Source organism: Alphaproteobacteria bacterium HT1-32 (assembly GCA_009649675.1).
In the GTDB taxonomy this organism is placed as follows: Bacteria; Pseudomonadota; Alphaproteobacteria; order Rhodospirillales; family HT1-32; genus HT1-32.
Genome location: WJPL01000001.1, coordinates 2,414,494 through 2,439,466, shown reverse-complemented (window position 1 = coordinate 2,439,466; position 24,973 = coordinate 2,414,494). Strand labels below are relative to the sequence as shown.

Below are 24,973 nucleotides of genomic sequence, written 5' to 3'. Positions count from 1 at the left end.
AAGAGCCTTCTTCCACCAGCCGAAACCAGCTTCCAAAACCGCCGTTCTTTTCCGGTGGCCCGATGCTCGTCGCGTCGGGAGGCGGTTTATATGGGCGCACCGCCTACCTGTCAAATGCCTTTCTCAAGAAAAATGACAAAAGTGACATTTTTCTCGAAATGGCTCGCTGCAGCCTCCCTGACAAACGGGAGAACCCGCAGAAATCAGCGATTTACGCCTTTCAAACCCACGCTCTATATAAGGAAAGCTCTTTCTATCCATGAAGACATGAAGTCTAAACAGTATTTAAACCATCATTTCGCCATAGTTTCAGTCGAAGTGAAGCGGAACAGGTTGACAGCCTACACCTATCATTTAACGTCGGGCCATTGCGTCGTTTCGCACAGCATTTTATCAAGTAATTGCGAAAGACGGGGAAAGGGAAAGCATTGAATAACCAGTTTAACGTCGCTGCACGCGCGATGAGATACCTTATTGTCGCCGGCGCGGCTTTGGTCCCCTTCCAGTCCCAGGCAGCAGACGGGCTGCTCACCCCGCCCGCGGTTCAGACCGGAACATCTGAAGATATAGATGTGGCGGCCATCAATGTGCCGACATCCGAACCGGAATTCCGCGAATTAAAGGTTCGCCGCGGTGACACTCTTATGAAGATGCTGATGGGACAGGGTTTCAGCCGGTCAGAATCACATTCAGCCATCTCCGCCCTGCGTACTGTCTATGACCCGCGCAAATTGCGCCCCGGCCAGACCATCAAGGTCTCGCTCGACCCTGCTGCTGATGAAGGCACATCTCTTATAGGGCTGGCGCTGAAACCTGATGTCGATCTGGATGTCTTTGTGGATCGCGAAGCAGACAAGTTTGCGGCGAAGGAAATCAAGAAGGCACTTTCCGAACAGTCCCACCGGGTCGACGGAGAGATTACCAGCTCCCTTTATGAAGCAGCCGTTGCCGCCGGATTACCGCCGGCTGTTCTGATCGAACTGATTCAGGCAATGTCTTTTGATGTCGACTTCCAGCGCGACATTCAGCCCGGTGATTCCTTCAAGGTCATGTTCAACCGCTTCCATGATGAAACCGGTCTCGCCTTGCGGGATGGTGCAATCAACCATGCCCGCCTCACCCTGAGCGGCAAGGAACTGTATATCTATCGTTTCACGGACAAAAGCGGCCGCACTGATTTCTTCGACCAGAAAGGTCACAGCATCCGCAAGGCCCTGCTGAAAACACCGGTTGATGGTGCCCGCATCTCATCACGCTTCGGCAAGCGCCGTCATCCGATTCTGGGCTATAACAAGATGCATCGCGGCGTCGACTTCGCCGCGCCTTCCGGCACTCCGATATATGCCGCCGGTGATGGTGTGATTGAAGTCTCCGGCTGGAATGGCGGATATGGGAAATATGTCCGCCTGCGCCATAACGGGGAATACAGAACCGCCTATGCCCATATGAAAGCCATTTCGAAGAATGCCCGCAAGGGTAAGCGGGTCCGTCAGGGGCAGATCATCGGCTGGGTCGGTACAACCGGCCGGTCAACTGGCGCACATCTGCATTACGAAGTGCTGCGGGGCAAGCATCAGGTCAACCCGCTCAGCATCAAGCTGCCTACGGGTAAGCGGCTGACCGGTACGGATCTGGCAAACTTCCGTAACCTGCGTCGCGACATGGACCGCGAATTCGAGGCCCTGCCGGTTACCGAACCGGTTGCACCGACCATCGCCAGCGTCGACTGATTTCATTTATGATCGCCGGTAAGCTGATCGCCATAGGCGAACAGTGCCGGCTGTCCGCCCGTATGAATGAACAGCCACGGTTTTTCCGCCTCCTGCGCTGATGTCTTCGAGAGTCGTTCTGAAAAAGATATCAGGCCGGCCATAACCTTGGCTGTATAGGTCGGGTCGAGAAACATTCCCTCCCGTGACGCAGCCCGGTGAATGGCATCCCGCGTCGCCCCGTTCATCTGGCCATAGCCTGGTGCAAGAGCGGTATCGTCGAGACGTATGTCACTTTCCGTCACGATATCCGGTCCTCCGATCAGCCCGGCGATCTCACCGCAGCGAGCCAGAACCCGGCTCGACTGCAAGGATGCATCACGCCTGACGCAAATCCCCTGAACCGGGATATCTGATCCAAATGCCCGCAAACCATAAAGCAGTCCGGCATGGGTTGCTGCACTGCCGGATGCCACAAATATCCGTCCGATATCAATTCTGAGCGCCGCAAGCTGGTCCAGCAATTCACGCGCCATATCGACATAACCCAGTGCCCCCAGCGGGGCATGCCCCGGGCCGAGATGAATGACATAGGGTTTGCGGCCCTTCGCCCGTAAGTCCGCCGCAATTTCTTCCAGCTTTGCATCTGCACCCGCTTCGTTTTCACCTTCGGGAAAACTGTGGAGAGTAGCCCCCAGCAGATGATCAAGCAGCACGTTGCCAGACATGCGATAAAGCGGCGTATCATGGGGCACCCGCTCCTCAAGCTGGAGATGACTTTCCATCCCGAGCCGGGCAGCCATCGCAGCTGCCGTGCGGACAAAGTTCGACTGTACCGCTCCGGTTATCAGAATCGTATCAGCACCTTTCGATACCGCCTCGCCAAGATAGAATTCAAGCTGGCGAACCTTGTTGCCTCCCATGCCAATCCCGGTGCAGTCATCACGCTTGATCCAGAGGTCAATACCCAGATCCGCGCCAAGGTTGGCTGCTTCCTCCAGCGGTGTCGGCAGATGCGCCATCCGCACACGGGGAAAGCTGTCCAGTGCCCCGACTGTCATTACCCGGTTTTCCATAGCCATCCTTTCTGCCGCACCAAACCGGCGATATCAGTCCGCAGGCCGGGCGATTGCTGCACCCGCCCATAGTTTATGCCCGGCACGCTGATATTGCGGCAGGAGTTCCAGATCAGTGCCCAGCGACTCGGCTGCATGCCAGACCCAGCGAGGGTTATCCAGGAACCCGCGGGCCAGAGCCACCATATCTGCCCGCCCTTCCGCAATGATCTGCTGCGCATGATGCGGGTCGATAATCATGCCGACAGCACGGGTTGGTATTCCCGCGCCTTTCCGGACCGCCTCTGCCAGATGAACCTGATAGCCCGGTTCCACGGCGAACTGGGTCACGCCACCAATACCGCCAGAACTGACACAAACGAAATCATAACCGATATCCTTCAGCCGTGCGGCAAAGGTAATCGCATCCTGTGGCCCCAGACCATCCTCGCGCCAGTCCGTTCCGGTGATCCGGGCCCCCAGCGCCCTGTCCCGGGGCCAGACCTCCCGGACAGCCGCCGCAACTTCCAGCGGAAAGCGCATCCGGCGCTCCGCATCTCCACCCCATTCATCGTCACGCTGGTTCGATATCGGCGACAGAAACTGATGCATCAGATAGCCATGCGCCGCATGCAGCTCGACCAGATCAAAACCAATGCGAAGCGCCCGAAGCGTTGACCCGACAAATGCATCACGGATCGCCGCGAGGTCCGTCGCTGTCAGTTCCCGTGGCACATGCCAGCCATCATTCGCCGGCAGGGCTGAAGGAGCCACGGTTTGCCAGGGATTGTCATCCGGACCAAGCGCACCCCGCCCCTGCCACGGTCGCGCCGTCGAAGCCTTGCGTCCGGCATGGCCAATCTGAACACCCAGAGGAATATCGGAAACAGTCCGGCAAAGTTCGACCACCCGCCGCATCGCCGCTTCATTTTCGTCTGAATAAAGCCCCGCACAGCCATGTGTAATCCGGCCTTCCGGACTGACATGCGTTGCCTCGAAAACCAGCAGACCGGCTTTCGACGCCGCCAATGTACCGAGATGCGCGAGATGCCAGTCATTCATGCTGCCATCAACAGCTGAATACTGGCACATCGGTGCAATAACGATTCGGTTCGGCAGCTCAAGACCACCGATTTTGTAGGCTTCAAACAGGGTTGGCATGACATGTCCGGACGATAAAAAGATTACCGAACAGTAGGCCTGCCAGTGCCGTGGCGTCAAACTGCGCAAGCTCCGCAATTCAACGCCACGGAACAGAGGTTACGCCGCTTCAGCCAGTTCCCCGTTCAGGGTCAGCCCGTCGTCGGATGCCGAGACATGTACTGACGAGCCGTCAGTAATCCGTCCGTCCAGGATCATCCCGGCCATCGGGTTTTGCAGCGTTCGCTGGATCACCCGTTTCAGGGGGCGTGCGCCATAGACCGGATCGAACCCGGCGTCAGCCAGCCAGTGAAGAGCGGCTTTGTCGAGTTCCAGCGTGATCTTCCGGTCTTCCAGAAGCTGCCGCAGGCGGCCCAGCTGGATATCCACAATACCCGCCATCTGATCACGGAACAGACGGTGGAACAGGATCACCTCATCAAGCCGGTTGTAGAATTCCGGCCGGAAGGAAGCGCGGACAATCTCCATGACCTGTTCACGAATATCCGAGCTGTCCTGACCTTCTTCCTGAGCGGCCAGAATTTCCGCCCCCAGGTTAGAGGTAAGGATGATCAGGGTATTACGGAAATCAACCGTCCGCCCCTGCCCGTCGGTGAGACGGCCATCATCCAGCACCTGCAACAGAACGTTGAAGACATCGGGATGTGCCTTTTCGATCTCGTCAAACAGGATGACCTGAAACGGCCGGCGGCGAACCGCTTCCGTCAGGGCACCACCCTCATCATAGCCGACATAGCCCGGCGGTGCGCCGATCAGCCGGGAGACCGCGTGCTTTTCCATATACTCGGACATATCGATACGCAGCAGTGCCTGTTCGTCATCGAACAGGAATTCAGCAATCGCCTTCGTCAGTTCGGTCTTACCGACCCCCGTGGGACCGAGGAACAGAAACGACCCGATCGGCCGGTTCGGATCCTGCAGTCCGGCACGGGCACGGCGGACAGCATTGGAAACGGAGACCAGTGCCTCCTCCTGACCAACCACCCGCTTGCGAAGCTGCTGTTCCATCTGCAACAGCTTGTCCCGTTCACCGGCGAGCAACTTGTCGACGGGGATACCCGTCCAGCGGGCGACAATGCCGGCGATGTGCTGGTCGCTCACCGTTTCCTCAACCAACTGGCCCTGATGAGCGCCATCAGCGGTCGACAGCTTCTGCTCCAGATCCGGAATGACGCCGTACATCAGTTCCCCTGCCCGCTCCAGACGACCGTCACGCTGTGCACGTTCAAGCTCCATGCGGGCCTGGTCGAGCTGTTCCTTGATCTGGGTTGCCCCGGCCAGCTCATTCTTCTGAGCGGTCCAGCGGGCGGTCAGGGCTGCCGACTTTTCTTCCAGTTCTGCCAGCTCTTTTTCCAGCTTCACCAGACGATCTTTCGATCCGTCATCACCTTCACGGGTCAGCGCGGACTGCTCGATCTTCAACTGGATGATCCGGCGGTCAAGTTCGTCGACTTCTTCCGGCTTGGAATCAATCTCCATCCGCAGGCGGCTGGATGCTTCATCCATCAGATCGATTGCCTTGTCCGGCAGAAACCGATCCGTGATGTAGCGCTTCGACAGGGTCGCCGCAGCAACAAGGGCACTGTCTGAAATACGCACGCCGTGATGCAGCTCGTATTTCTCTTTCAGGCCGCGCAGGATCGAAATCGAATCCTCGACCGAAGGCTCGGACACATAGACCTGCTGGAACCGCCGGGCGAGTGCCGCATCCTTTTCGATATACTTCCGGTATTCATTCAGCGTGGTCGCCCCGACACAATGCAGTTCGCCACGGGCCAGCGCCGGTTTCAGCAGGTTGGAAGCATCCATTGACCCTTCCGCCGCACCGGCACCGACGATGGTATGCATCTCGTCAATGAACAGGATGATTTCACCAGCCGCATTCGAGACCTCGCCGAGAACCGCCTTCAGGCGTTCCTCGAACTCACCGCGAAACTTCGCCCCGGCGACAAGTGCACCGAGATCCAGCACCATCAGTTTCTTTTTCTTGAGGTTCTCCGGCACATCACCGGCCACAATTCGCTGGGCCAGGCCTTCAACGATCGCCGTCTTACCAACCCCTGGCTCACCGATCAGAACCGGATTGTTCTTGGTCCGGCGCGACAGCACCTGAATGGTACGGCGAATTTCCTCATCACGCCCGATAACCGGGTCAATCTTCCCGTCAAACGCCGCCTGTGTCAGATCGCGGGCGAATTTCTTCAGCGCATCAAAGGAGTCTTCAGCACTGGCGCTGTCTGCCTTACGTCCCTTGCGAATCTCCTCAATGGCCGCATTCAGGCTTTGCGGGTTCACGCCGGCCCGTTTCAGAATATCAGCAGAAGGCGTACCGCTTGCCATCGCCAGTGCCAGCAGCAACCGCTCGACCGTGACATAGCTGTCACCGGCCTTCTCGGCGACCTGCTGTGCCTGATCCAGCAGACGGGCTGTCCGCGGATCCAGATAAAGCTGTCCGTCACCGCCCTGCACAGACGGGATCTTGCGAAGCTCTGCGGTAACATCGGCCAAAGCTACCTTGGCGTCACCACCGGCTGCCGTAATCAGCCCGGCGCAAAGCCCGTCCTTGTCGTCCAGTAATGCTTTCAGGATATGTTCGGGTGTCAGTCTCTGGTGGTCCTCACGCAGCACGATTGTCTGTGCAGCCTGAATCATCCCGCGTGCGCGGTCCGTATATTTCTCAAAGTCCATTTTTAAAGCCTTTCTGCGACAGGGCCTCAACATCCCGCATCGGCAATGTCAGAGACCCCTCACCTTATAGGGTTACCAGAAGCTGATATGGAGAAATAACCGCCCGCTGCAAGACAGATGATGCGAAAACCTCCCGCCTGATTGACAGAGTTCTCGATGCCCCTGATCATCAGGTCATGGCCTTATCAATTTCACAGATTTACCGATATCCCGTTAAGAGCCTCACCGCCGAGGCTCTCGAGTCTGTCCGGTTGACCCGCGACCAGGTTCTGCCAAATGACAGGCGTTTCGGGATCGCCCATGCCAGTGCACAGTTTGATTCACTGGCTCCGGAACATTTACCGAAATCAAATTTCCTGAATCTGATGCGGAATGAACGTCTTGCGCTTCTGTCGACCAGCTTTGACGACAGTACAGACAGCCTGACGATCATGCGGGACGGAAAGCAGGTTGCCCGGGGGCAGATCACCACGCCTGTCGGGCGCAGTATCATCGAACAGTTCTTCGCATCTTTCGCAACCGGTGACGTTCGCGGTACACCCAAATTGCTCGATGGTCATGAGATAGCCTTTACCGATCAGGGTACCCCGCTGGTCAGCCTCATCGGCCATGCCAGCATCCGTGACCTGGAACGGGTGGCCGGAGAACCGGTTGATCATCGCCGGTTTCGTGCGAATTTTTATTTCGAGGGTGACAAGCCGTGGGAGGAATTCAGCTGGATAGGTCAGGAAATCTCCATTGGAGATGTCAGACTACAGGTGGAGAAACGAATTGAGCGCTGCGCGGCAACCAACGTCCATCCTGATCAGGGCACACGGGACATGAATCTGCCACTGACGCTGAAAAAAGGCTTTTCGCATATTGATATGGGTGTCTATGCCCGGGTCATCAGCGACGGGGCCGCACGTATCGGCGACCCGCTGATACCCCGCTGATCGAACCCGGGTTGCCCGAAGACAACCCGGCTGATCACAGTAATCAGTCGGCAGCCGACTGATCGATTTCCGTATCCTCATCTTTCGGACGACGCGGACGACGACCACGCGGCTTGGCTGTTCCGCTGGAATGGCGGATCTCGTCCTCACCTTCGGCATCCTTGGCCGTTGATGTCGTAACCGGCTTCAGCAGACCTTCCGGCAGAGACTGGGCATCCGACACCTCTTCCACAGGTTTGCGGCGACGTGGCTTGCGCTCGGCCCGCGGCTTCGGTGCAGGCTGTTCTTCAGCCACCTGTGCCGGTTTTTCAGCCTCGGCAGATTTGCCATTCCCCGACGGCTTGTCGCCATCGCCGGAAGTCTCATCGTCATCGTCAAAAGCAGGCATGGGGTCACGCGGGTCATGCGGAGCTGACGCTTCGATATCCCCCCGGTCATCCCCGCCGTCATTACCATGGCGACGATTATTGTTATGCTGCTGATTGCGATCGCCTTGCTGGCGATCACCCTGCTGACCATCACCACGCTGCTGTTCCTGCTGCGCGCGGGCCGCTTCAATCGCGACGACGATGCGATAATAATGTTCGGCATGCTGGAAAAAATTTTCCGCTGCAATCCGGTCACCGGCAGAATATGCATCGCGGCCTAACGCGAGATATTTGTCATAGACCTGATTCGCGTTTCCACGAATCCGGCCCTCGGGGCCGCTACTGTCGTATACCTGCGTCCGTGACGGTTTTCTGTTGCCACGACCGCGCGAACGTTTGTTCGAGCCTTGTTTCATTTGTTTAGTGCCAGCTGTTTCGCCGTACCTGACAACCTGTCGCCGTTTCTGACGACAAATCACGCATTGCGTATGCAGGATATGATTTTGCAGGCTGCCGAAGCAGTCTGCCAACCGTCACGGTCCCTGAACTTCAAATCACCGTGACAAGCCGCACCCTAGTCGGGAAATCCGCCAAATCCAACAAAATTTTACCATTGATTCAGGAATAAACTGCCGAGACGCAACGACGTTGCCCGGCAAGGTCGTTATGAGCAGCAATCGACATGAAGCCACCGTCACCGAGAAGTCCCATCACCGCGTCTGCCTGATCATACCCGACTTCAAAGAGCACCTGCCCGCGACTCGCGATGGCTGTACCCAGTCCATTGATAATGCACCGGTACGCAGCCAGCCCGTCATCCCCCCCGTCCAGCGCCAGCCGGGGATCATGAAGTCTTACTTCGTCCATCAGCCCTTCAATCACCGGTGCTGCAATATAGGGCGGGTTTGACAGCACGATATCGTAAGTCCCTGTCACCGGTTCCAGCCAGTTACCTTCAAGAAACTCCAGCCGGTCCAGAACGCCGTGAGTCCGGGCATTCTGCCGCGCACAGTCAAGAGCCGCCGGGCTGATATCTACCGCCGTCGCCCGTGCCTGTGGCAATTCACTCAGCAGGGCAATCGGCAGACAGCCTGTCCCCGTGCCGAGATCCAGAATACGTCCTGAAAACCCGCCTCCGACCTGACCGATGACCAGTTCAACCAGCAATTCGCTGTCGGGACGCGGATCAAGCGTCGCCGGCGTTACGATGAAGTCCAGCCCCCAGAATTCGCGCTTTCCCAGAATCCGGGAGACCGGCTCCCCGGCCAGCCGCCGTTCCAGCAGATGCTGACACCTGCTGACTTCGGTTTCCGGGACAGTATCATGAGCCTTCATCAGCATTTCTTCGCGGGACAGTCCGGTCACCGCTGCCGCAAGCAGCCGGGCATCAAGATGCGCGGTATCAATTCCGGCATCCGTCAGCCGGCGGCGCGCCGAGGCCAGAAGTTCGGCAACAGTCACCCGCCGGTTGCCTCTGACAGTCTTGCCGCCTCATCCTCGGAAATCAGCGAATCAATCACTTCGTCCATATCGCCCGCAACGAAGCGGTCGAGTGCATAAAGTGTCAGGTTGATCCGGTGATCGGTCACCCGGCCTTGCGGGAAATTATAGGTTCTGATTCGCTCCGACCGGTCGCCGGACCCGACCTGTGAGCGACGACTGTCCGAACGTTCCTGGTCGAGACGGGCCCGCTCTGCGTCATAGATTCTCGACCGCAGGATTTTCATCGCCTTGGCCTTGTTCTTGTGCTGCGACTTGTCGTCCTGGATAGACACCACCGTACCTGTCGGCAGATGCGTGATACGGACCGCAGAGTCGGTCCGGTTGACATGCTGTCCGCCAGCACCGGATGCCCGGAAGGTATCAATCCGGAGATCTTTTTCCTCGATATCAAGATCGACATCTTCTGCTTCCGGCAACACCGCAACCGTGGCAGCGGACGTATGAATGCGCCCGCCGGATTCAGTTTCAGGAACACGCTGAACCCGGTGAACACCTGATTCGAATTTCAGCCGGGCAAAGACGTTATGCCCGCGAATTTCAGCAGAAGCCTCTTTCAGGCCGCCAATACCGGTTTCTGAGAAATCCAGTGTCTCGAATCGCCAGCCCCTGATATCAGCATATCGCTGATACATCCGGAACAGATCAGCCGCGAACAGGGCTGCCTCCTCACCACCCGTACCTGCACGCACTTCCAGAATGGCATTCTTCGCATCCGCTTCATCCTTGGGCAGCAGGGCCAGCTGAACATTGCGTTCCAGTTCCGGCATCCGGCTCTTCAGGGCATGGAATTCTTCCTCCGCCATCTTCCGCATCTCGGGATCGGATCCGGTGTCGGCGATCATCTCCGCAAGGTCACCCATTTCTTCACGGGCCGCGAAATATTCCTGCACCATTTCCACAACCGGCGTCAGCGCAGAATATTCCTGCGACGCACTGACAAATTTTTCGGCGCCCAGCCGGTCCGGGTCCGCCATCAGGGAAGCCAGTTCGTCATGCCGGGCAATCACGCCATGCAGTTTTTCATCGAAACTCATCTTCAACTTTCCTTATCGGTGCGGAACAGGGCCGCAATAAATGTTTCAAGCTCGGCGCTGTCCTGTCCGTCACGGGCGGCCTGCCGCAGGGTTTCCGTCGGTAAACTCAGAAATCGCCCGGCCAGCAGGCGTGTTGCCTTGTCGGCATCACCCCCGGATTGCGCCAGGACTTCCTGTCGCATCACTTCAATCTGGTCATGGAGCAGCCGTATCGCGCCGCCAGCCCGGTTTGATGCGACACTGGCCATAAAGCTGCTGACTTCCTCGCGGACAATCGCCTCTGCCGCAGCAGCTTCCGATACACGTCCGTTCAACCCGTCCGAAGCCAGACGTTCCAGATCAGCAAGGTCGTACAGGAATGCTGAATCCAGCATCTCAACCCCCGGATCACAATCCGATGGGATGGAGGTATCAATCAGAAATACCGGCTTCTGGCGCCGGCGCCGCAAAACCTGACGCATCAGTTCCCGGTCCACCAGAGGTGTTCCCGCGCCGTGCGCCAGCACCACCGTATCCGCTTCTTCCAGCAGGCTGCCAAGATCATCCAGATCACCGACATGTGCCCCCAGCCGCCGGGCCAGCGATACGGCCAGCGGACGGCGGGCAACAGCTACTCTCGCATGGCGGACACCAGCCCTGATCAGGCCATCTCCAATCAGCTCTCCGGCATCACCACCGCCCAGAATCAGCAAGCGTGTATCCCGCAGATCGCCGTGCAGGTCTCTGGCAACACGAACGGCCGCAGCAACGATGGTCACCGGTCCCTCACCAATCGAGGTTGTGGACCGGACTTTCTTTGCCACCTCGTAGGCCTTGTCGAGAATTCTCCCCAGAATATCAAAGGGTGCATGCGCATCCCGCAGACAACGATGTGCCGTCTTCACCTGACCGAGAACCTGGGGTTCCCCGACAATCTGGCTGTCCAGCGACGACGCAACCCGGAACAGATGGCTGACCGCCTGTTCACCTTCGTAATGATAAAGCGCCGTTTCCGTATCCGCGCCAGCCCGTGCCGTGAAGTAGGCACGGAGCTTTTCCTTCGCAACTGACAGATTGTCACAGACAGCAAAGCATTCCACACGATCACAGGTCGAAATCAGCAGGACTTCGTTCACGCCGTCACCGACGAGATCACGGGAAACCGCCGGTAACTCGGATTCTTCCATGAACAGGCGATCGCGCAGCCCGACAGACCCCGAACGGTGGTTGGCGCCGACAATCAGTAGCCGCGCCAGATCTGGCGGCTGTGTCGGCATGTTCGCTACTGTCCGGTTATCAGATAGTCCGCCAGCGCAGCGATGGCGACTTCCTGTTGTTCACCGGTTTTCAGGTCACGAACGGTTGCGACCTGACGGATCAGTTCATCTTCACCCAGCAGAACAGCTGCACGTGCATTGATCTTGTCTGCCCGCTTCATCCGCCGCTTCAGATTACCCCGGAAGGCAATATCCGTTGAGATACCTGCCCCGCGCAGAGAAGCAACGATATCATCGGCGGCCCCCGTTACCTCGTCGCCGATCGGGATCACGGCGACCGGCCCGGTGGGAACAGGTGCATTATCCCCAATCAGCATCGCAAGCCGTTCGATACCGGCGGCCCAGCCAACGCCCGGCGTCGGCGGACCACCCATCGTCCCGACCAGACCGTCATAACGACCACCAGCAAGGACAGTCCCCTGCGCACCCAGCGCATCGGTGACGAACTCAAATGCCGTATGGCAGTAATAATCCAGACCGCGCACCAGCCGGGAGTTCAGCTCAAACGCAATTCCGCGCCGGGTCAGACCATCCTTTACGGTTTCGAAGAACGCTTTCGATTCCTCGTTCAGATGATCCCCGAATTCCGGTGCACCGGCGACGATGGTGCGATCCCCGGCATCTTTCGAATCCAGGATGCGCATCGGATTGCGTTCCAGACGCATCCGGCTGTCCTCTGAAAGGTCAGCGACATGTGCCGAGAAATACTCAACCAGCGCCGCACGATAGGCCTGACGGCTTTCCGTGTCGCCCAGTGTGTTCAGTTGCAGCGTGCAGCTGTCGCCGACCCCGAGCTTGTCCAGAATGGCCGCGCCACAGACGATCACCTCGACATCACCTTCCGGTTCGGGAACGCCGAGCAATTCGACACCGAACTGGTGAAACTGACGCTGACGGCCTTTCTGCGGACGTTCATGCCGGAACATCGGACCGGCATAAAAATATTTCAGCGGAACTTCCTGTTGCAGGCCATTGGAAATGTAGGCCCGGGCAACACCTGCCGTATTCTCAGGCCGCAATGTCATGCTATCGCCGTCACCCATGGAGAAAGTATACATCTCCTTGGTGACCACATCCGACGTTTCGCCCAGCGTCCGGCTGAACACTTCCGTGAATTCAAATATCGGAGTTACAATTTCCTGATACCCGTAAAGACCGGAGGTTTCGCGCGCGGTCTCCGCAACAAAGCGATGCCGCCTCGCGTCATCCGGCAACAGGTCATGGGTGCCCCTGACAGGCTGCAGTCTCGCCATGTTTCTACTTCAGTCCGACTGTTATTCGGCTGCTTCGGCAGCCTTCGCCGCCTCAATTTCAGCAGCCCGCTTTTCCACCAGATCGACGATATGATCAACCATATCGCCAGACGAAATGTTATGGTCCGGCTTACCGGCGACATACATCTTGTGATTGCCGTTACCGCCGCCGGTCAGGCCGATATCGGTCATCAGCGCCTCACCCGGACCGTTCACGACACAGCCGATAATCGACAGCGAAATCGGCGTTGAAATATGGGCCAGGCGATCTTCCAGCGTGCTGACGGTCTCGATGACGTTGAATCCCTGCCGGGCGCAGGACGGACAGGAAATCACCTGCACGCCACGATGACGGAGCCCCATGGATTTCAGGATATCGAAACCGACTTTGACTTCTTCGACCGGATCCGCGGAAAGCGAAACACGAATGGTGTCACCGATACCACTCCACAACAGCATTCCCATACCGATGGAAGATTTCACGGTACCGCCGCGCAGACCGCCCGCTTCGGTAATCCCGAGATGCAGCGGATAATCACAAGCTTCCGACAGTTGCTGATAGGCCGCAACGGCCAGGAAGACATCAGACGCCTTGCAGCTGATCTTGAAATCCCGGAAATCAGCATCTTCCAGAATTCGTGCATGATCGAGCGCGCTTTCCACCATCGCATCCGGACAGGGTTCGCCATATTTTTCCAGCAGATGCGGTTCCAGAGAACCCGCATTCACACCAATCCGAATGATGCAGCCATAATCCTTTGCCGCCTGCACGACCTCCTTCACCCGCTCTTTCGAACCGATATTACCGGGGTTGATCCGCAGGCAGGCTGCTCCGGCCTTTGCGGCCTCGATGGCACGTTTGTAATGGAAATGGATGTCCGCGACGATCGGCACCTTGGCCTCTTTCGTGATCGTCTTCAGACCTTCCGTGCTTTCCTTGTCCGGGCAGGAGACGCGGATGATATCGGCACCGGCCTCCTCCATCTGACGGATCTGGTTCAGCGTCGAACGCGGGTCAGATGTCAGGGTATTGGTCATGGTCTGAACAGTAATCGGTGCATCACCACCGATCGGCACATCGCGCATCCAGATCTTGCGGGATTCGCGGCGATAAATATCTCGATAAGGACGAACGCTCATTTCTGGCTCCGGTTTCCGATCATTTGCAGCACATATAGGCGATTTATTGCAGCTTTGCAGGCCCTATTCGGTCGTTGTCGATCCGGCCAGCAGTTTCGCCGGATCCAGCGCCACATTTCTGCGGATCGAGCCCTGTGGTCCGAGAGGGGGCGCTTTCTGGCCGTCGACGATCAGTTCAAGCCCGCCAGCATTTCCGGTCAGTAATACCAGCCCGGCGCGATTGGGAACATTATAACGTTCTCCCGGACGCAGCAGCTGCGCATTGACCAGATCACCATTCGCTTCCCGGATCTGAATCCAGCTGTCTGCCACGGCGCGCAGAACAATCCGGACATCCGGCCCCTGCGCACCAAAAGCCGGGGCTGCCGCAGCCGGGTCTGTCGCAGCCGGCACATCAGCAATCTGCTGCTGCGGTGTAACGGGCTCAGTGACTGGTGTCTGACTTTCAACAGCAGGAGCAGGCACCGGTGCTGTTGTCGCACCCGAAGCAGGTGCTTGTTGCGAAGCTGTATTCTCCGGGGTCTGTGGTGACACCGCCGCCGGAGCAGGTGCAGGTATTGCAGCCGAAACTTCCGCCGGGGGTGTTTCAGCAGTCGCCGTTTCCGGCACAGATGAAGCCGGAGCCGTTTCCGGAACCGGGGCAGCAACAGGCGCTGTCGTCTCAACAGGGGCCGGGGCGGGTTCGGCAGCCGGTACAGATGTCGCGTCACCGGAAGTCGCCACTGGCGGCTCGGCTGTTGTCGGCTCAGATGTGACCGGCGCCGGACTGACGGAGGCGGCGGGTAATTTTTCTTCCGTTTTTTCTTCAGTCGAAGCAGGCTCCGCGACCGGGCCGGGGTCGGCAATTCTCTGTTCCTGCACCGACTCCATCATGGAGGTCAGTTTTTCCGACAAGGCCGGAGCAATGTCGGTCAGCGTCTTGCCCTGGCTGGACATGTAATACCATCCACCATAAGCCAGCACGGCGATCAGAAGGGCCACAAACAGGATCGCCCCGCCCGGAATCCGGCCTTCCTGAACCGGCGAAGGAAAGGTCAGATCATTATTCGCGCCCATCGCCTGGGCTTCGGTCTTGAAGCGGCGAACAACCTCGGCCCCGTCCAGCCCCAGATGCTCCGCATAGGTTCGTACAAACCCGATGGCATAGGTCAGACCCGGCAGATCATTCGTGCGACCGTCTTCGATTGCTTCCAGATAGGTCCGGCGAATGCGGAGCACGGACGCAACGTCCTGAACATCCTCGCCAAGCCGAACGCGCGTGGCGCGCAACAGGGAGCCCACCCCCTTACGGAAGCGATCATCAATATCTGGTTCTGCAAGCTGCGCCTTGGCGTCGGATTTCGCCACTTTGATCCTCATCGGGAAGCGGGTTTGTCCAACGCCTGATCAACTTTTCTGATGACGCGGACATCCCGGAAATAAACGGAATAGAGCGTTTCTAACAACGTCTGCCATACGCTTGCAATCAATCATTGGACGGGAAGCCTAAACCGCGACCCCGTGATCCGCAGCAAAGGCCCGCAATTGTTCTCTCAGACTATGGTCCGGAGAAGACAAAAGCGGTGTCAGAAACGCCTGTGTCCGGGCGACAGAGAGCTGCCGGACCATCGCCTTCACCGGACCGATTGATGGCGGCGACATGGAAAGCGATCTGTAACCGAGAGCGATCAGCGCCATCGCATCAATCGGCGCGCCGCCCATTTCTCCGCAGAGCGTGCAGCGAACGCCGGCCGAGTCGCATTTGTCGATGATCATCTTCAGCAAACTCAGCGCCGCTGGCGACAGAGGGTCGTAGCGTTCTGAAAGCCGGGCATTCCCCCGGTCAAAAGCAAAGAAAAACTGCAGAAGATCGTTACTGCCGACCGACAGGAAATCAACCCGGGGCAACAAGGCATCCAGCTGAAACGCCAGCGACGGCACTTCCAGCATGGCACCGACTTCGACATGTGACGGCAATTCGTGCTGCATTCGCCGTGCCCGTGACATCTCGATATCCAGAATATTACGGGCCGCATCCAGTTCCGTCACTTCTGCGACCATCGGAAACATGATCCGCAATGTTCTTCCGGCAGCCGCCCTCAGCAAGGCCCGCAGCTGATGCCGCAGCAGGCCGGGACGGTCGAGACCAATCCGGATAGACCGCCAGCCCATTGCCGGATTTTCCTCTTTCTGCCCTTTCCAGTAGGGCAGAATCTTGTCGCCGCCGACATCAAGCGTCCGGAACACCACCGGCTTGTCACCTGCCAGTTCGATGATCCGTTTATAAAGTTCAACCTGTTCACCAACACCCGGTAGTCTGGGCCGCGACATAAAGGCGATTTCGGTCCGGTACAGACCGATACCTTCAGCCCCGGCACTGTCGAGCTGACCAACATCCGCCTGCAGACCGGCATTGACGTTCAGTTCGACGGAAACACCGTCACGCGAACAGGCCGGCTCGTTCCGCAGCCCTTCATATTCCACCCGCTTCTGTTCGCGGAGTGCCATGTTGGTACGGAAAGCTGCCTGAACATCCTCACCCGGACGTACAAATACCTGAGAATTATCCGCATCAACGATAACCGGATCGCCCGGATCGATAATCGCGACCCCGGTCTCCAGCCGCCCGACCATCGGCAGGTCCAGCGCACGGGCAATAATCGCGACATGGGAAACCGGCGAGCCTGCTTCCAGAACGACCCCCGCCATTTTGCTACGGTCATATTCCAGCAGGTCGGCAGGCCCCAGATCGCGGGCCACCAGAATGAACCGGTCCGGCAGATCCTTGCGCAAGGCCGCTGAAACTTCACCGGTCAGATGCTGCATCAGCCGGTTGCCGACATCTTCCAGATCAGAGAGACGTTCCCGCAAATAGGGATCTGCCACCGCCTGCATCCGGTCGCGCATCTGGGTCTGAACCCGCTGCACGGCACCTTCCGCGGACAGGCCAGCCTTGCGGATCATGTCGGAAATTCTTGCTATCCAGCCAGCATCACCCGCCAGCATCCGATAGGTTTCCATAACCTCGCCAAGCTCACCCCGCCCTCTCAGATCAGATGCCTTGAACATCCTTTCCAATCCGGCCCGCATAGCACTGATCGCCGTTTCAAGGCGCTCTATTTCCACATCCACGTCTTCAGCAACAAGCCGCTGAACGACAATCCGCGGGCGGTGAGAAACGGCTTCTCCCGCAGCAAGCCCGCCATTCAGGCGGATACCCGGCAGCCGCATCGGCAGGGTTGCATTACCGTCAGCCTGCAGCATTTCCTGACGGTCGATCAGTTCACCGCTGGCCACCAGTTCCGCCATCACCATCGAGACGGTTTCCAGCGTTTCCTGTTCTTCTTCCGTGTAAGTTCGCTGGGTACGGTTCTGAATAGCCAGTACACCAAGCACCCGCCCGCTACGGCGGATCGGCACACCCATCAGTGAATGGAAGATATCTTCCCCGGTTTCCGGACGGTACACGAAGCCCGGATGGCTTCTTGCGTCGGCCAGCGCCAGCGGACGGCCCTTTGCCGCGATCAGACCGATCAGTCCCTCCCCGACACGCAGCCGGGTCAGATGGATGGCCTCACGATTCAGCCCCTGCGTCGCGAACAGTTCGAGGACTTCGCCTGCCCGTTTGATATAAACCGAGCAGACCTCAGCGACGAGATCAGCTGCGATGATCCGGACGATCGCATCCAGACGTTCTTCTGCGTTTCCGCCACCTGCCATCAGATCGCGAACACGACTCAGAAGTCGCCGCGACCCCGTGGCATTCAGGGGAATAGCAGGATTCATCCCCGCTCTCCTGCGGTGATGGTAATGTCCTCAGATATTACAGTCTCAGCTATCCGGCGCATCTAGGCCATAGGCGGTGTGAAGTGTTCTCATGGCCAGCTCGGTATATTCTTTCGCCACCAGCACACTGACCTTGATTTCAGACGTCGAGATTACCTGAATATTGATCCCCTTGTCGCCAAGCGCCTGGAACATCATCTGCGCCACACCTGCATGACTGCGCATACCAACGCCGACCACGGAAATCTTCGCAACATTGCGGTCGGGTACCAGCGACTGATAATTCAATTTGTCCCGGTTTGCTTCCAGCACTGAAACCGCCCGTTCCAGATCCGTATTCTGGACTGTGAAGGTCATGTCGGTTGCATCACCGGTTTCTGAAACGTTCTGGACAATCATGTCCACATTGACACTGGCTTCTGCCAGCGGGCCAAAAATCTTGGCGGCGACCCCCGGCTGATCCGGAACCTTCACCAGAGTGATTTTCGCCTCATCGCTGCTGTGCGCGATGCCACTTACCATTGCCTGTTCCACGATTTCATCCTCATCTACAACCAATGTACCGGGACCGCCGGTAAAACTTGATAACACCTGCAGCCGAACCTTGTATTTCATGGCCAGTTCGACTGATCTCGTCTGCAGCACCTTGGCGCCAAGCGACGCCATCTCCAGCATTTCTTCATAGGTAATACGGCTAAGGCGCTGTGCTTTTGTGACAATTCGCGGGTCAGATGTATAGACCCCGTCCACATCCGTATAGATATCACACTGATCTGCCGAAAGGGCAGCCGCCAGTGCGACAGCAGAGGTATCCGAACCGCCACGCCCCAGCGTCGTCACCCGGCCATCATCTGCCAGTCCCTGAAATCCGGGGACAACTGCAACCTGACGGTCGGCAAAGCGTCTGATCACTTCATCGGTGTCAATCGCCTTGATCCGCGCCTTGCCATGCCGGTCGTCGGTATGAACCGGCAACTGCCAGCCCAGCCAGGAGCGGGCGGGAACACCGATTTCCTGCAACGCGATTGCCAGCAGGCCCGAAGTGATCTGCTCACCGGCACTGACAACCACATCATATTCCCGCGCATCATGCAGCGGGGAAGCCTGACGGGTATATTCGACAAGCTGGTTGGTAACGCCGGACATCGCGGAGACGACAACGGCCAGTTCATGCCCCTGTTCCCATTCCGCCTTGACCCGCTGGGCCACGGCCTTGATGCGTTCGATATCGGCAACCGACGTGCCACCGAATTTCTGGACAATTCGTGCCATCTGACTAGCAATCCCTAACTGACGATATGCCCTTGGCAAGGGCGGCGCGGTTATAACGGGTGTCTTCGGGAATGAGAAGTGCCGGAAACACTTTTCACTTCACATTCCTGTCGATTATCGGTTGACCTCTGCGCGTTTGCGCCTCACCTCTGCTGTAAATAATAAATCGAGCCAGCCCATGATTACCAGCGCCGCAGAAATTACCGGCACCGCCGATGCGAGTGAAATTGCCCGCTTTGAAGCGATGGCAGAGGACTGGTGGAATCCGACCGGCAAGTTTGCACCACTGCATAAATTCAATCCCGTACGGCTGGGCTTTATCCGTGACAGACTGTGCCAGCAGTTTGACCGTGACCCGCTGTCCGACCGCCCTCTCAAGGGACTTCGCCTGCTCGATATCGGCTGTGGCGGGGGATTGCTGTCTGAACCCATGACGCGAATGGGGGCCAGCATGACGGGGGTTGATGCGTCAGAACGCAATATCGGGATTGCTGCCGCCCATGCCCGGCAGATGGGACTGGATATCGACTATCGCGCAGGCCGGGTAGAGGACATGGTCGCTTCCGGAGAAACCCCGTTCGATGCGGTGCTGAACTGTGAAGTGGTCGAGCATGTTGCCGATGTCGATCTGTTTCTCGGGTCCTGCGCTGAACTGGTCCGCCCCGGCGGGCTGATGGTTGTCGCCACACTCAATCGCACACCGAAAGCCTTCACCCTTGCCATTGTCGGCGCAGAATATGTGCTGGGCTGGCTGCCCCGTGGCACCCATCAGTGGCGCAAATTTGTGAAGCCTTCTGAAATCGCGGATGCATTGCGCCCCCGTGGAATGGAACTGACCGAAATACGTGGTGTCAGCTACAACCCGGTCAGCGACCGCTGGCGGTTATCCGACGACCTGGCCGTCAACTACATGACAGTTGCGACAAAGCCTGCCTGAGCCCTTCCGGCGGATCAGGCGTCAGACTTCGGCAACCACGGGATCGCCTGAACTTCGACACCTTCATCGGCAAGCTTCTCGGTTTCTTCCGCCGTCGCCTCACCGTAAATGCCCCTCGCCTCGGACTCGCCATTATGGATATTGCGGGCTTCTTCGGCGAAGCGGTCCCCGACATAATCACAATTCTGTTCGACGGCCCGGCGCAGCTCATGCAGCGCCGCCCGCACTTTTACATCCATTGGAAGGGCCGTCTTTGCCGGTTCCGGCGGCAGCACTTCCTGCCCGCGTTTTTTCGTCGTCGACGACAATCGCGGCGCCATCAGCGCCTTTTCAACATCATCACTTCCGCAAACCGGACAAGTGACTTCACCGACAGCGACCAGCTTGTCAAAAGCGTCGTTGCCGCTGAACCAGCTCTCAAACTCATGTTCCTGCGCACAGCGCAGGGAAAACTTCATCATTGAAACTCTCCGATCCTGTACCGCATGTAGTCCCCAACATGATGCGGGTCAAATGATAGGATCAAATAAACAATGAGCGCACCAACAGATCAGCAGCCGTCTGGCTGGGTTGCAAAGCATCTCCGTCTTGTCCGGGCGGGCGGCACCATACTGGATCTGGCCTGCGGACAGGGCCGGCATACGAAACTGGCCGCAGGGCTGGGCTATTCCGTGGTTGCTCTGGACCGGAACGCCGAAGCACTTGCCATGCTGTCAGGCCACAGCGGCGTGGAGACGCTGGAACATGATCTTGAAACCGACGATATGGTCTGGCCATTTGAGGAAATGCAATTCGACGGAATTATTGTCTCGAATTACCTGCATCGCCGGCTTTTCCCGCAGATCCTGTCATCTTTGGCAAATGGCGGCGTACTGATTTATGAGACTTTTGCCAGCGGCAACGAGGCTTTCGGCAAACCCTCCCGCCCCGCCTTTCTGCTTAAAGAAGGGGAACTGCTGGAACTGACCCGCGACCTGACCATTGCTGCTTTCGAGCAGGGGCGGACCAGCCACCCCTCACCTGCCGTTCGTCAGCGTATCTGCTCAATCAGAAGGAGACCCCTGACGGATATCCCGCTGGATTAACCGTGGACGCCCAGCATCTGGTCAAGGCGTCCGGCACCATCCAGATTGAACAGATCATCACAGCCGCCGACATGCTTGCCATCAATGAAGATCTGGGGAACCGATGTCCGGCCACCGGCAAGTTCGGTCATCTCCCGCTTCTTCGCAGCATCCATCGTGACATCGACCTCGTTATACTTGATGCCTTTCTTTTCCAGCAGGCCCTTCGCCCGCCAGCAGAAACCACAGAGCGCACTCGAATAAATTTTTACTTCAGCCATAAGTCTGTCTCCGGAAAATGTTCCCTGACCATATAAGACTTCTCAGCCGTTCTGCAATTGTCATCCGCCCTGTGAGCGCACAACACGCGCAATCGTGAGAACATCGACGAGACCGGCACCCCCACGCCGCAACGCCCGGACACAGACGGAAACCGTCGCCCCCGTGGTCATCACATCATCAATCAGCAGCACCCGTTTTCCTGTGATGACCCGCTGCCGGGACCGGGGAACGGTTATCGCCCCCGCGACATTTCGCAAACGCTGGCGTCGCCCCAGCCGACCCTGACTGGCCGTTGCCCGATGCCGGTGCAACAGATCCACCAGCACCGGCCGGTCGCACAGCCTGCCGATGGTCTGGGCCAGCAGGGCGGACTGATTGTAGCGCCGGGCAAACAGGCGCCGGGCATGCAGGGGCACAGGGACAATCAGATCGGCAGCGGCGATCTGGTCACGACCAGCCTGAATCATCAGCCGGGCCAGCGTCTGCGCGCTGTCCGTCCGGTCCCCGTGTTTGAAAGACAGAATGACAGGCCGGCTGGCATCATCATAGACCAGCGCCGCACGGGCCTGATGATAGGCAGGAGGTTCTGCCAGACAGTCCGCACAGCGGGCGTCAGGACCAACATCAAAGTCGAACGGAAGACCGCACCCCGCACAAAGTGGCGGGGCAATCTGGGCAATCGACCGCCAGCACCCGATACAGAGCAGATGCTGCCGGTCAATCAGCCCCCCGCAGGATGCACAGCGAGGCGGCAACAGCATATCCAGCCCCCGCCCTGCGATTGCAGGTGCGACTGCCGCAATCCATCGGGGAATACCCGCCAGGCAATGCAATGACACTTCCCGCTCTTTCCCAGTCACCTCCATCACAAAGCCCGTATTGCGACGACAGATCAAATTTCGGTCAGAACCCGGAGAGATGTTGAGGTGCCATCACCCGAAACAGATTGCACCGTTCACGGTAATCAGACGGAAAATGGATATCGGGGCGAGCACTGAATGTGGTAAACCGATATGGAGAATCACAGGAAAGTCAGCGATACAAGGCCCAGTCCGGGCTTGATTACGGCTCTCGGACTGTCGATCATCCGGCCACAAAGGATAAACTGACAATGAAACGATTGCTGCTTCTGCCGGTGCTGGCCCTGTTTGCCCTTGCCTTCGCAAATTCTGCCTATGCCCAGTCCAAGGCAAAAGACGATGCCATTGTCATTGATCCGGAGCAGCAGATCTGGCTTCAGCTCCCGACGACAACTGTTCCGGTTCAGGCCGGAATCCATTTCGTCATCGTTGACGTGCTGATAACTGCCGCGAAACATGCGACTTATCTCTGCCGTATCTATCCCCGGCTGAATGAAAAAATTCAGTTCGTTTTTTCCGAAAACCCTCCGGCAGCCAATCGACAGGGCATTATACAGGTGCAGGATTATGGACGACTGCTGAAACCCGGTTTCAACGAAGCGTTACAGGGTGACCTGGTTAAACGGATCAAGGTTTTCGACGGCGGCCGTCCGAAACCGACCGAGCTTGATGATGCAATCATGGAATGTCAGGGATCAGCCGCTATCATGGCCGCGAAATCCTCACTGCGGGATCTGCTCCGCCGCCAACGATAGAAAGCCCTGCTTTTGACAGACGATATTGCTGTTTTCGACCGTGCCTTGCTGCGCCGTCGCCGTGACCGTGCAGCGACTGATTTCGATACCCATGACTTTCTGTTCCGGGAAACCGCAGACCGGCTGGTCGACCGGCTGGAAGATGTCAACGGATCAAGGTTTTCGACGGCGGCCGTCCGAAACCGACCGAGCTTGATGATGCAATCATGGAATGTCAGGGATCAGCCGCTATCATGGCCGCGAAATCCTCACTGCGGGATCTGCTCCGCCGCCAACGATAGAAAGCCCTGCTTTTGACAGACGATATTGCTGTTTTCGACCGTGCCTTGCTGCGCCGTCGCCGTGACCGTGCAGCGACTGATTTCGATACCCATGACTTTCTGTTCCGGGAAACCGCAGACCGGCTGGTCGACCGGCTGGAAGATGTCAAAAGACGGTTTCAGGTTGTTGCCGATATTGGCTGCCATGGCGGTGAGGTAGGCCAGACGCTTGCCGAACGCGGTTTTGCGCAGCCGGTCGTTCAGTGTGACCTCTCGCCCCGGCTCGCCGGTCGTGCAGCGATTGCCGCAAAGGCCCCTGCCATTGCAGCGGATGAGGAATTACTGCCTTTCGCCGCGGGCAGCTTCGATCTGGTCCTCAGCAATCTGTCCCTGCACTGGGTCAATGACCTGCCAGGCGCCCTGATACAGATCCGCAAAAGCCTGGCCCCGGACGGGCTGTTTATCGGCTCCATGCTGGGCGGCGAAACCCTCACCGAATTGCGGGTTGCCCTGCAACAGGCTGAACTGGAACTGGATGGCGGCATCAGCCCCCGCCTGTCGCCACTGGCCGATGTTCGCGATGCCGGCGCCCTGCTGCAGCGTGCGGGATTTGCCCTGCCGGTTGCCGACATGGACCGGGTGACCGTCACCTACAGCAACCCCATGAAACTGCTGGCCGACCTGCGGGGCATGGGTGAAACCAATGTCGTCGCCAAACGCCGCAGGAACTTCCTGAAACGCAGCACGCTGATGGCCGCCATGGAGCGCATGATGCAGGACTTCACCGACAGCGAAGGACGGGTTCACGCGACATTTGACATCATCACCCTGACCGGCTGGGCACCCGATGCCTCGCAGCCGAAACCACTGCGTCCCGGTTCAGCGACACAGAAACTGTCCGATGCGCTGGGCGCGATGGAATTCAAGACTGACGACAAGGCCGGCCAATGAATTTCCCTGATCCGCTGGTCAAGGCCACCCTCATCAAGCGCTACAAGCGGTTCCTGGCCGATGTCCGGTTTGAAGACGGCACGGAGACCACCGCCCATATCGCCAATCCCGGCGGTATGATCGGTCTGAAAGACCCCGGCATGACCATCTGGCTGTCACCGGCGCGCAATCCTGCCCGTAAACTGAAATGGTCGTGGGAGATTGCCGAGGCCGACGGCGGCATGGTTGGCGTCTCCACCGCCCATCCCAATGCCATTGCCGAGGAAGCGATTCTGGCCGGCCGCATTCCGGAACTGGCGGGGTATGAAAATCTGAGGCGTGAAGTGAAATACGGCAAAAATTCTCGCATTGATATCCTGCTGGAAGACCCGAACCGCCCGATGGCCTATGTCGAGATCAAGAATGTACATCTGATGCGCACCCCCGGACTCGCGGAATTCCCCGATGCCGTGACGGCCCGTGGCGCCAAGCATCTGGCCGAACTGGGCGACATGGTTGAGCAGGGTCATCGTGCCGTCATGCTGTATGTGGTTCAGCGTACCGACTGCGACAGCTTTGCACTGGCAGAGGACGTGGACCCGGCTTATGCCGCCGCCTTCCGGCAAGCGATGACTCGCGGAGTCGAAATGTTGTGCTATATGTGCGACATCACGACGCAGCAAATCACCCTGGACAGGCCGCTCCCCCTCACGACCTGAGGCAGCGGATGGAGTAATCATGCAGGA

General features: G+C 58.1%; 22 protein-coding genes. 7 read left to right on the top strand and 15 right to left on the bottom strand.

Annotated elements, in window-relative coordinates; translation table 11 throughout:
* Positions 1-461: 461 nt before the first annotated feature.
* Positions 462-1,730, top strand: a complete 1,269-nt coding sequence (locus GH722_11575) for a peptidoglycan DD-metalloendopeptidase family protein (protein MRG72415.1) — start codon at positions 462-464, stop codon at positions 1,728-1,730.
* A 2-nt stretch (positions 1,731-1,732) separates the two neighbouring features.
* On the opposite strand, the gene GH722_11570 is transcribed toward GH722_11575, so the two are convergent.
* The 3 genes from GH722_11570 to clpB all read right to left on the bottom strand — a co-directional run bounded on the left by GH722_11570 (position 1,733) and on the right by clpB (position 6,613).
* A complete protein-coding gene (locus tag GH722_11570; protein MRG72414.1) occupies positions 1,733-2,770 on the bottom strand; it encodes a pyridoxal-phosphate dependent enzyme in 1,038 nt (345 codons plus the stop codon).
* Between the two features lie 48 nt (positions 2,771-2,818).
* Complete coding sequence (locus tag GH722_11565; GenBank protein MRG72413.1) at positions 2,819-3,925, bottom strand: oxidoreductase; 1,107 nt, start codon at positions 3,923-3,925, stop codon at positions 2,819-2,821.
* A 99-nt stretch (positions 3,926-4,024) separates the two neighbouring features.
* Positions 4,025-6,613, bottom strand: coding sequence for an ATP-dependent chaperone ClpB (gene clpB / locus GH722_11560; protein MRG72412.1), 2,589 nt, complete (start codon positions 6,611-6,613; stop codon positions 4,025-4,027).
* Positions 6,614-6,789: 176 nt separating this feature from the next.
* On the opposite strand from clpB, the gene GH722_11555 reads away from it, so the two are divergent.
* Positions 6,790-7,548 (top strand): MOSC domain-containing protein, encoded by a 759-nt coding sequence (locus GH722_11555; GenBank protein ID MRG72411.1) that lies wholly within the window; start codon positions 6,790-6,792, stop codon positions 7,546-7,548.
* A gap of 43 nt (positions 7,549-7,591) precedes the next feature.
* Here GH722_11555 and GH722_11550 read toward each other — a convergent pair whose 3' ends face one another.
* From GH722_11550 to GH722_11510, 9 genes are all read right to left on the bottom strand, one after another.
* A complete protein-coding gene (locus GH722_11550) occupies positions 7,592-8,332 on the bottom strand; it encodes a DUF4167 domain-containing protein (protein MRG72410.1) in 741 nt (246 codons plus the stop codon).
* 202 nt (positions 8,333-8,534) lie between these two features.
* The gene (prmC, locus tag GH722_11545) at positions 8,535-9,377 is read right to left on the bottom strand and encodes a peptide chain release factor N(5)-glutamine methyltransferase (protein ID MRG72409.1); all 843 of its coding nucleotides are present in this window, start codon (positions 9,375-9,377) and stop codon (positions 8,535-8,537) included.
* Positions 9,374-10,453 (bottom strand): peptide chain release factor 1, encoded by a 1,080-nt coding sequence (prfA, locus tag GH722_11540; GenBank protein ID MRG72408.1) that lies wholly within the window; start codon positions 10,451-10,453, stop codon positions 9,374-9,376. Before prfA ends, prmC begins: the two co-directional genes overlap by 4 nt.
* Before the next feature lie 2 nt (positions 10,454-10,455).
* Complete coding sequence (hemA, locus tag GH722_11535; GenBank protein MRG72407.1) at positions 10,456-11,709, bottom strand: glutamyl-tRNA reductase; 1,254 nt, start codon at positions 11,707-11,709, stop codon at positions 10,456-10,458.
* 5 nt (positions 11,710-11,714) lie between these two features.
* Positions 11,715-12,962 carry a histidine--tRNA ligase gene (locus GH722_11530; protein MRG72406.1) on the bottom strand — a complete coding sequence of 416 codons (1,248 nt, stop codon included), beginning with the start codon at positions 12,960-12,962 and terminating at the stop codon, positions 11,715-11,717.
* Positions 12,963-12,983: 21 nt separating this feature from the next.
* Positions 12,984-14,102 (bottom strand): flavodoxin-dependent (E)-4-hydroxy-3-methylbut-2-enyl-diphosphate synthase, encoded by a 1,119-nt coding sequence (gene ispG / locus GH722_11525; protein MRG72405.1) that lies wholly within the window; start codon positions 14,100-14,102, stop codon positions 12,984-12,986.
* Between the two features lie 63 nt (positions 14,103-14,165).
* Positions 14,166-15,461 (bottom strand): DUF4115 domain-containing protein, encoded by a 1,296-nt coding sequence (locus tag GH722_11520; GenBank protein ID MRG72404.1) that lies wholly within the window; start codon positions 15,459-15,461, stop codon positions 14,166-14,168.
* Between the two features lie 126 nt (positions 15,462-15,587).
* On the bottom strand, positions 15,588-17,867 hold the full coding sequence (gene ptsP, locus GH722_11515) for a phosphoenolpyruvate--protein phosphotransferase (protein MRG72403.1): 2,280 nt from the start codon (positions 17,865-17,867) through the stop codon (positions 15,588-15,590).
* 45 nt (positions 17,868-17,912) lie between these two features.
* Positions 17,913-19,139, bottom strand: coding sequence for an aspartate kinase (locus tag GH722_11510; GenBank protein MRG72402.1), 1,227 nt, complete (start codon positions 19,137-19,139; stop codon positions 17,913-17,915).
* Positions 19,140-19,317: 178 nt separating this feature from the next.
* Here GH722_11510 and ubiG point away from each other — a divergent pair, with 178 nt between their 5' ends.
* Positions 19,318-20,076 carry a bifunctional 2-polyprenyl-6-hydroxyphenol methylase/3-demethylubiquinol 3-O-methyltransferase UbiG gene (gene ubiG / locus GH722_11505; protein MRG72401.1) on the top strand — a complete coding sequence of 253 codons (759 nt, stop codon included), beginning with the start codon at positions 19,318-19,320 and terminating at the stop codon, positions 20,074-20,076.
* Positions 20,077-20,090: 14 nt separating this feature from the next.
* Here ubiG and GH722_11500 read toward each other — a convergent pair whose 3' ends face one another.
* The gene (locus GH722_11500) at positions 20,091-20,537 is read right to left on the bottom strand and encodes a DUF1178 family protein (GenBank protein ID MRG72400.1); all 447 of its coding nucleotides are present in this window, start codon (positions 20,535-20,537) and stop codon (positions 20,091-20,093) included.
* Between the two features lie 72 nt (positions 20,538-20,609).
* Here GH722_11500 and GH722_11495 point away from each other — a divergent pair, with 72 nt between their 5' ends.
* The gene (locus tag GH722_11495) at positions 20,610-21,161 is read left to right on the top strand and encodes a methyltransferase domain-containing protein (protein ID MRG72399.1); all 552 of its coding nucleotides are present in this window, start codon (positions 20,610-20,612) and stop codon (positions 21,159-21,161) included.
* Here the strand turns inward: GH722_11495 and grxC are convergent.
* The gene (gene grxC / locus GH722_11490) at positions 21,158-21,421 is read right to left on the bottom strand and encodes a glutaredoxin 3 (GenBank protein MRG72398.1); all 264 of its coding nucleotides are present in this window, start codon (positions 21,419-21,421) and stop codon (positions 21,158-21,160) included. The genes GH722_11495 and grxC overlap by 4 nt on opposite strands.
* 60 nt (positions 21,422-21,481) lie before the next feature.
* The gene (locus GH722_11485) at positions 21,482-22,288 is read right to left on the bottom strand and encodes a ComF family protein (GenBank protein ID MRG72397.1); all 807 of its coding nucleotides are present in this window, start codon (positions 22,286-22,288) and stop codon (positions 21,482-21,484) included.
* A 245-nt stretch (positions 22,289-22,533) separates the two neighbouring features.
* On the opposite strand from GH722_11485, the gene GH722_11480 reads away from it, so the two are divergent.
* From GH722_11480 to sfsA, 3 genes are all read left to right on the top strand, one after another.
* Positions 22,534-23,037: a hypothetical protein gene (locus GH722_11480; protein ID MRG72396.1), complete on the top strand. Its 504-nt coding sequence runs from the start codon at positions 22,534-22,536 to the stop codon at positions 23,035-23,037.
* Between the two features lie 293 nt (positions 23,038-23,330).
* Positions 23,331-24,248: a methyltransferase domain-containing protein gene (locus GH722_11475; GenBank protein MRG72395.1), complete on the top strand. Its 918-nt coding sequence runs from the start codon at positions 23,331-23,333 to the stop codon at positions 24,246-24,248.
* On the top strand, positions 24,245-24,946 hold the full coding sequence (gene sfsA / locus GH722_11470) for a DNA/RNA nuclease SfsA (GenBank protein MRG72394.1): 702 nt from the start codon (positions 24,245-24,247) through the stop codon (positions 24,944-24,946). The genes GH722_11475 and sfsA overlap by 4 nt, the downstream gene beginning before the upstream one ends.
* Positions 24,947-24,973: the final 27 nt, after the last annotated feature.

Bases quoted from the DNA above. Each gene is read 5' to 3' on its own strand.
- GH722_11550 (MRG72410.1), bottom strand. From the start codon at position 8,332: ATGAAACAAGGCTCGAACAAACGTTCGCGCGGTCGTGGCAACAGAAAA.
- GH722_11510 (MRG72402.1), bottom strand. From the start codon at position 19,139: ATGGCACGAATTGTCCAGAAATTCGGTGGCACGTCGGTTGCCGATATC.
- hemA (MRG72407.1), bottom strand. From the start codon at position 11,709: ATGCCGACACAGCCGCCAGATCTGGCGCGGCTACTGATTGTCGGCGCC.
- GH722_11520 (MRG72404.1), bottom strand. From the start codon at position 15,461: ATGAGGATCAAAGTGGCGAAATCCGACGCCAAGGCGCAGCTTGCAGAA.
- GH722_11575 (MRG72415.1), top strand. From the start codon at position 462: ATGAGATACCTTATTGTCGCCGGCGCGGCTTTGGTCCCCTTCCAGTCC.
- GH722_11485 (MRG72397.1), bottom strand. From the start codon at position 22,288: ATGGAGGTGACTGGGAAAGAGCGGGAAGTGTCATTGCATTGCCTGGCG.
- GH722_11530 (MRG72406.1), bottom strand. From the start codon at position 12,962: ATGGCGAGACTGCAGCCTGTCAGGGGCACCCATGACCTGTTGCCGGAT.
- GH722_11555 (MRG72411.1), top strand. From the start codon at position 6,790: ATGGCCTTATCAATTTCACAGATTTACCGATATCCCGTTAAGAGCCTC.
- ispG (MRG72405.1), bottom strand. From the start codon at position 14,102: ATGAGCGTTCGTCCTTATCGAGATATTTATCGCCGCGAATCCCGCAAG.
- GH722_11570 (MRG72414.1), bottom strand. From the start codon at position 2,770: ATGACAGTCGGGGCACTGGACAGCTTTCCCCGTGTGCGGATGGCGCAT.
- GH722_11480 (MRG72396.1), top strand. From the start codon at position 22,534: ATGAAACGATTGCTGCTTCTGCCGGTGCTGGCCCTGTTTGCCCTTGCC.
- ptsP (MRG72403.1), bottom strand. From the start codon at position 17,867: ATGAATCCTGCTATTCCCCTGAATGCCACGGGGTCGCGGCGACTTCTG.
- ubiG (MRG72401.1), top strand. From the start codon at position 19,318: ATGATTACCAGCGCCGCAGAAATTACCGGCACCGCCGATGCGAGTGAA.
- GH722_11565 (MRG72413.1), bottom strand. From the start codon at position 3,925: ATGCCAACCCTGTTTGAAGCCTACAAAATCGGTGGTCTTGAGCTGCCG.
- GH722_11500 (MRG72400.1), bottom strand. From the start codon at position 20,537: ATGATGAAGTTTTCCCTGCGCTGTGCGCAGGAACATGAGTTTGAGAGC.
- grxC (MRG72398.1), bottom strand. From the start codon at position 21,421: ATGGCTGAAGTAAAAATTTATTCGAGTGCGCTCTGTGGTTTCTGCTGG.
- sfsA (MRG72394.1), top strand. From the start codon at position 24,245: ATGAATTTCCCTGATCCGCTGGTCAAGGCCACCCTCATCAAGCGCTAC.
- prfA (MRG72408.1), bottom strand. From the start codon at position 10,453: ATGAGTTTCGATGAAAAACTGCATGGCGTGATTGCCCGGCATGACGAA.
- GH722_11495 (MRG72399.1), top strand. From the start codon at position 20,610: ATGAGCGCACCAACAGATCAGCAGCCGTCTGGCTGGGTTGCAAAGCAT.
- clpB (MRG72412.1), bottom strand. From the start codon at position 6,613: ATGGACTTTGAGAAATATACGGACCGCGCACGCGGGATGATTCAGGCT.